This window comes from Aeromonas sobria (assembly GCF_006243315.1).
In the GTDB taxonomy this organism is placed as follows: Bacteria; Pseudomonadota; Gammaproteobacteria; order Enterobacterales; family Aeromonadaceae; genus Aeromonas; species Aeromonas sobria_A.
On sequence record NZ_NKWE01000099.1, the window covers coordinates 1 to 1633 of the forward strand.

General features: G+C 62.3%; 2 protein-coding genes. One reads left to right on the plus strand and one right to left on the minus strand.

The features are described 5' to 3' along the window. Positions 1-808 (plus strand): alanine/glycine:cation symporter family protein (locus tag CF137_RS21915; protein WP_139721658.1); only part of this gene is annotated, 808 nt, incomplete at its 5' end. A gap of 134 nt (positions 809-942) precedes the next feature. On the opposite strand, the gene CF137_RS21920 is transcribed toward CF137_RS21915, so the two are convergent. Further along, positions 943-1633, minus strand: a 691-nt coding sequence (locus tag CF137_RS21920; RefSeq protein WP_139721660.1) for a lipoyl protein ligase domain-containing protein, incomplete at its 5' end; no start/stop codon positions are given.

Consider the following 1633-nt stretch of genomic DNA (forward strand, 5'->3'; position numbering starts at 1 on the left):
CCTGATCGTGGCGCTGGTGACCCTGGGGGGTATCAAGTCCATCTCCAGCGTGTCGAGCAAGGTAGTGCCCTTCATGGCCATCTTCTATATCGTCGCCTGTCTGGGGGTGCTGGTGAACAACGCCAGTGCCCTGCCCGATGCTGTCATGCTGGTGATCGAGAGCGCCTTCACCGGCCATGCGGCGACTGGTGGCTTCGTCGGTGCCAGCATCATGCTGGCGATCCAGTCCGGGGTGGCACGGGGGGTCTTCTCCAACGAGTCGGGGCTGGGCTCTGCGCCCATCGCGGCGGCGGCGGCCAAGACTGACTCCTGCGTCGAGCAGGGGCTGGTCTCCATGACCGGCACCTTCATCGACACCATCATCATCTGCACCATGACCGGCCTGACGCTGGTGGTGACCGGGGTATGGGGTGGTGATTTGAGCGGCGCCGCCATGACCAGCGCCGCTTTTGCCCAAGGATTGAATGCTCATATTGGCCAGTATCTGGTGAGCATTGGTCTGCTGTTCTTCGCCTTTACCACCATCCTTGGCTGGAACTACTACGGCGAGCGCTGCACCGAGTACCTGTTCGGGGTGAAGGCGATCAAGCCCTACCGCTTTATCTATCTGGCGCTGGTGGCGAGCGGTGCTTTCCTCCATCTGGATATGATTTGGTTGCTGGCCGATATTGTTAACGGCCTGATGGCAGTGCCCAACCTCATCGGCCTGATTGGCCTGCGTCATGTGGTGATCGCCGAGACCCGCGCCTACTTTAGCCGGGACCGAGACAGCGATACGGAGTCCGAGCCTGAGCCGCAGACTGCCTGAGTTGGTTGTGCTGTTGCGGGATTTGATCCGCAAGATGAGCCTTAATAAATCAAAGCCACGACCTGATGTCGTGGCTTTTTTGTGCGCTGGGCTATTTCCATGGCGGGAATTTTCCCTCTCCCTCCGGGAGAAGGTCAGGGTGAAGGGGATAGCCCCTCGCTCAGCAGGCTATCCAGCCGTGCTCGCACCTTGTCCACCAACGCCTGGTCGCTACCGCGCCAGTCAATGCAGCTTGCCAGGGTGGTGGAGGTGCCGGTCATAAAGCGCAGTTCGCCGCCTGCCAGCTCATAGAAGCGGCTCGCCATCTTGGTACCCTCATCCACATCCCCTGCCACCAGTAGCATGGCTTGCGCCAACACGGCACCCTGGTGATCCTGCCCCGGCGCCAGCCAGCGCTGGGCGGTACCGGTGATCTTGCGCCCCCCGATCACCAGATTGTACTGGCCATCGCAAAAGGAGCCGGGCACGAAGTCATAGCTGCCCGCAAGGCCGTACTCCTCCAGCAGGGTCAGCAAGGGCGCCCCCAACAGCCGGTAGTAGTGGGCCAGATCTGTGGTGGTGCGCGGCAGCAGCAAAGAGAGGTTAAGAATACCCGCCCCATGAGGCACTGCGGTGCCGCCGCTGTCACGCACATGCACCGGCCAGCCTTCGGCGGCCAGCTGTGCGCAGGCGGCTGTGTAATGGGGGAGGCGGGTGTCCTTGCGGGTGACAATCAGGCATCGGGGTGCCTGCCAGAGGTGAGCGCGGGGCTGGCCGTCACGGGCACAGTCGCGCAGCCAGTGTTGCTCCTCAGCCAATATCTGGGCGGGGGTACAGGTGTGTGGG